Raw genomic sequence first — 4,034 nt, 5'->3', positions numbered from 1 at the left:
GCCCCGCGCCCGCCCGCGCCCGCGCCGCGGGCGGGCGCGGGGCCGGGCGCTCGGCCGCCTCGACCGGAGCGCGCTCGGTCGGCTCGGGTGCGCGCGGCGCTGCGGCCACCGGCGCGGGTGCGGCCGGCTTCTTGGCGGCCGGAGCGGCGACAGGCTTCTTCTTCTCGTTGGCCTTGACCGGCGAGGGGCGCGCCTTGAGGCCGAGGCGATGCGCCTTGCCGATCACCGCATTGCGGCTGACCCCGCCCAGTTCGGTCGCGATCTCGCTGGCAGTCGCGCCGCCTTCCCACATCTTCCTGAGCGTTGCGATGCGCTCGTCTGTCCAGCTCATAGTGTTCTACCTGTTCCTGTGCCCGGCGCGGGACCGAAGGGGGCCGGGTGCTTGTCAGCGGCGGGAGCCCGGCCTAGGCACCATGCCCATGGCTGACAACGCAACTGCAAACCCTTCCGGCAATGCCGCTCCCGTGGATGAAGTGACGGCGGATGACAAGACCGGCGGGAGCTTCCGGTTCGCCCCGCGTGGCTCCCCGGTGATTACCGGGATCAATCGCGTGGGGCTCTTGGCGCTCTATATGAAGGAGGTGCGGCGGTTTCTCAAGGTGCAGACGCAGACGATCTGGGCCCCGGCCTTCACAACGCTGCTGTTTCTGGTGATTTTCACCGTCGCGCTGGGCCGCGAGGGTCGCGAGGTGCTGGGCGTGCCCTTCGCCAGCTTTGTCGCACCCGGGCTGATCGTGATGGCGATGATGCAGAACGCCTTCGCCAATTCGAGCTTCTCGCTGCTCTCGGGCAAGATGCAGGGGACGATCATCGACCTCCTGATGCCGCCGCTGTCCTCGGGCGAGCTGATGGCGGGGATCCTTGCCGCCGCGGTGACCCGGGCGGTGCTGGTGGGGTGCACCGTGGCGCTTGCCATGGCGCTGTGGCCGGGGGTCTCGCTTGTGCCCGCGCATTGGTGGGCGGTCGTGTGGTTCGGGCTGATGGGGGCAGGCCTGCTCGCGATCATCGGCCTTGCGACCTCGATCTGGGCCGAGAAGTTCGATCACAACGCGGCCGTCACCAACTTCGTCATCGCGCCTCTGTCGCTGCTGTCGGGCACTTTCTACACGATCGAGAACCTCCACGGGGTGTTCCAGACGGTGAGCCGGTTGAACCCGTTCTTCTACGTCATCTCGGGCTTCCGATACGGTTTCCTGGGCGCGAGCGACATGGGGGACGGGGCGCACGTGGCGGCGGCGGGCGCGGGGTTGCTGGTGCTGAACGGCGTGCTGGCGGCCGGGGTCTATGCGCTGCTGCGCTCGGGCTGGAAGCTCAAGAGCTGAGCGGTCGGGCGGCGATCCGCGCGATCGCCGACTGGGCGCCCATGACATCGGCGACCGCGCCGATCACGAACTGCTCGGTCTGCCGGTCGCCATCGCTGTCGCGCCCGATCCGCACCGCAAGGCTGAGCGTGCCCGCCCCGTCGCGGCTCTCGCTGCGCCGGGCGGGGCCGATCCGGTCGGCGGGGACGGCGCTCACCTCGAGCTTCCGGCCGAGCGCGAGCTTGAGCACGCGCCGGTCGGTGACGACATAAAGCACCCGACCGCGCTCCCACAGCGGCACGAAGGGGCGCGCGAGCATCCAGCAGCCGACCGCGACGAAGGGCAGGCCGAACAGCGGGAAGGCCCAGGCGAGGATGCCCGGCCCCTCGTCCCCCATGCTCGCCACCGCGCCGAGCGCGATCCCCGTCCAGGCGAGCGAGAAGGCGGTCCAGGGGACGGCGAAGAGATAGATGCCGAACATCCGCGGATCGAGCCGGGCGAGTTGCCAGCCGTGCCACAGCACGACCTCCTCGGGCCCGAGCTCGCGCTCGAGCGCGGCGCGCAGCTGCGCCATCCTTGCGTTGTCTGGCTGGTCGAGGCTCGCCATGGCCACTGCTCTAGCAGGGCAAGGTTGCCAAGGCGTAAGCGCGCGCGGCGCCTCAGTGGGTGAGCGAGCGCCGCATCCGGTAGCGGCCGTCCTTGAAGCTGTCGAACAGCTGGCGCACCGTCGGGTGGTCGACCGGTCCGCTCTCGGCATCGGCGACGAGGTTGCCCTGGCTCACATAGGCGACGTAGGACGAATCCTCGTTCTCGGCGAGCAGGTGGTAGAAGGGCTGGTCGCGGCGCGGGCGGATGTCCTCGGGGATCGACTGGTACCACTCTTCCGAGTTGGCGAAGACCGGGTCGATGTCGAAGACGACGCCGCGGAAGGCGAACAGGCGGTGGCGGACCACATCGCCGATCCCGAAGCGGGCGCGGGTCTGGCGCGGCGCGATGATCGTGCGTCCGGCCTGGCTCGAGAAGAACTCAGCACGTTCCATGAAGCGCAATATGGACCTTTGCCTGCGCAAAACAAGCGCGCTTCGCCGGGGGCGTGCCAGATATGCCCGCATTTTGTGCCCCGGCCCCTCTTGGCAAGGCCGAAAGCTTGGTCTAACGGGCGCGCTTCCTGACGCCCGCCGCCTCTCGACCAGACGGCCCAGACACGCGCGCCAGGCCTCGCGGAGAGGTGGCAGAGTGGTCGAATGCGCCGCACTCGAAATGCGGTTTACCGGCAACGGTAACGTGGGTTCGAATCCCACCCTCTCCGCCACGCATTGCTGTCGCCGATCTTCAGATTGATGACCTGAGATTTGGCATCAGAACCGCGATCGTTTCACCCTAGACCAACTTGCGAGCTGGTGGACCCTGCCATCTGCCTCCAATCGTGTTCGAAGTCGGTTCTGGCGGCTGTTTTCGAAGGCAGGGCGAACGGCAAGACCGCGCTGCGTCCGTTCAAGCCGGGTTCGCACAATTCACCCTTGCGCGCCTGCATGAGAAACGGCCGACAGCAATGAACGCCCTCTGCGCGGCCCGGCCCCGCGCTGGCGGCGCGCGGGTGCTCATCGGGATCGGGGCCGGTGCGAAAGCCGCAGGGAATGCTCATCCAGCGCAAGAACCGATGCGTCAGCCGCCCGCCCTTTCGATAAGCTGGGGGCGAAAGGCGAAGGATGATCCTGACGCAGTCTCATGCCGATCTGACCCCGCCGTTACCGGGGCGCGAGTGCGGGCGGGGAGCACGCGGCCGCGATCAATCAGGACTTGCGCATCCACCGCGCGCTGATCGCCCCCGGCGACCGGATCGACATGCCCTCGCGCCCGCCCGCCATGGCTGGCTCCAGGTGGTGCGCGGGCTCGTCGAGGTGGAGGGCGGCGAACTGCGCGAGGGGGACGGCCTCGCCGTCTTCCGGTCTCACCGATATCGCGCTGCCTCCGTGACCGGCGGAGAGGTGCTGGTCTTCGATCTTGCCTGACCCCTTTCACACCAAGGAGACTGCCATTGTCGCATCAAGACATGATCACCCCTGACGATACCGCGCTGATCCTGATCGATTTCCAGCCCGCCATGTTCCAGGGCGTGCAGAGCCACGACCGCAAGGTGATCGTCGACAACGTCCAGGTGCTCGCCCGTGCGGCGAAGCTGTTCGGGGTGCCGACGATCATCACGACCGTCGCCAAGGACAGCTTTTCGGGCCCGTTCATGCCCGAGGTGACCGAGGACGTGTTCCCCGACCACAAGGTCATCGACCGCACCTCGATCAACTCGTGGCTGAACGCGGAATTCCGCGAGGCGGTGCGCGCGACGGGCCGCAAGCGGTTCGTGATCGCGGGCCTGTGGACGGGCGCCTGCGTGAACTTCCCGACGCTGGACATGCTCAAGGAAGGCTACGAGGTTCTGGTTGCGACCGACGCCTGCGGCGACACCAGCCCCGAGGCGCACGAGCGCGCGGTGCAGCGCATGGTGCAGGCCGGGGCGGTGCCGATCACCTCGCTCCAGTTTGTCTTCGAGCTCCAGCAGGATTGGGCGCGCGCGGAAACCTACGAGGGCGTCATGGACATCCTGCGCGGCCTCACCCCCTACGGCATCCAGGTCCGCTTCTCGAAGTGGGCGCTGGGCGAACATGCCTCCGAAGCGGGGCCCGCCGCCGCCGCCGCGGAGTGACTCCGCCCCGTCCGTGCCATCCCCCCCACGGA

General features: G+C 68.4%; 6 protein-coding genes and 1 tRNA gene. 4 read left to right on the top strand and 3 right to left on the bottom strand.

Annotated elements, in window-relative coordinates:
- The coding region (locus AX692_RS06910; RefSeq protein WP_230961044.1) for a GcrA family cell cycle regulator at nt 1-331 on the bottom strand (331 nt) is incomplete at its 3' end.
- Between the two features lie 88 nt (nt 332-419).
- Here AX692_RS06910 and AX692_RS06905 point away from each other — a divergent pair.
- On the top strand, nt 420-1,322 hold the full coding sequence (locus AX692_RS06905) for an ABC transporter permease (protein WP_081095190.1): 903 nt from the start codon (nt 420-422) through the stop codon (nt 1,320-1,322).
- On the opposite strand, the gene AX692_RS06900 is transcribed toward AX692_RS06905, so the two are convergent.
- Together AX692_RS06900 and hspQ are read right to left on the bottom strand one after the other, a co-directional pair.
- Nucleotides 1,312-1,908, bottom strand: a complete 597-nt coding sequence (locus AX692_RS06900; protein ID WP_073973832.1) for a hypothetical protein — start codon at nt 1,906-1,908, stop codon at nt 1,312-1,314. The two genes, AX692_RS06905 and AX692_RS06900, sit on opposite strands and share 11 nt — an antisense overlap.
- 52 nt (nt 1,909-1,960) lie before the next feature.
- A complete protein-coding gene (gene hspQ / locus AX692_RS06895; protein ID WP_073973831.1) occupies nt 1,961-2,341 on the bottom strand; it encodes a heat shock protein HspQ in 381 nt (126 codons plus the stop codon).
- Nucleotides 2,342-2,523: 182 nt separating this feature from the next.
- Between hspQ and AX692_RS06890 the strand changes: the two genes are divergently transcribed.
- The 3 genes from AX692_RS06890 (at nt 2,524) to AX692_RS06885 (ending at nt 4,002) form a co-directional block, all read left to right on the top strand.
- A tRNA-Ser gene (locus AX692_RS06890) sits at nt 2,524-2,613 on the top strand.
- A gap of 397 nt (nt 2,614-3,010) precedes the next feature.
- Complete coding sequence (locus AX692_RS20805) at nt 3,011-3,313, top strand: hypothetical protein (RefSeq protein WP_196490162.1); 303 nt, start codon at nt 3,011-3,013, stop codon at nt 3,311-3,313.
- 41 nt (nt 3,314-3,354) lie between these two features.
- Entirely contained in the window at nt 3,355-4,002 is a 648-nt protein-coding gene (locus tag AX692_RS06885) for a hydrolase (RefSeq protein WP_155644784.1), read from the top strand.
- Nucleotides 4,003-4,034: the final 32 nt, after the last annotated feature.

Source organism: Erythrobacter donghaensis (assembly GCF_001557325.1).
Taxonomy (GTDB): Bacteria; Pseudomonadota; Alphaproteobacteria; order Sphingomonadales; family Sphingomonadaceae; genus Erythrobacter; species Erythrobacter donghaensis_B.
Note: the sequence above shows the minus strand (reverse complement) of the source record. Positions and strands in the feature narration are given on the sequence as shown.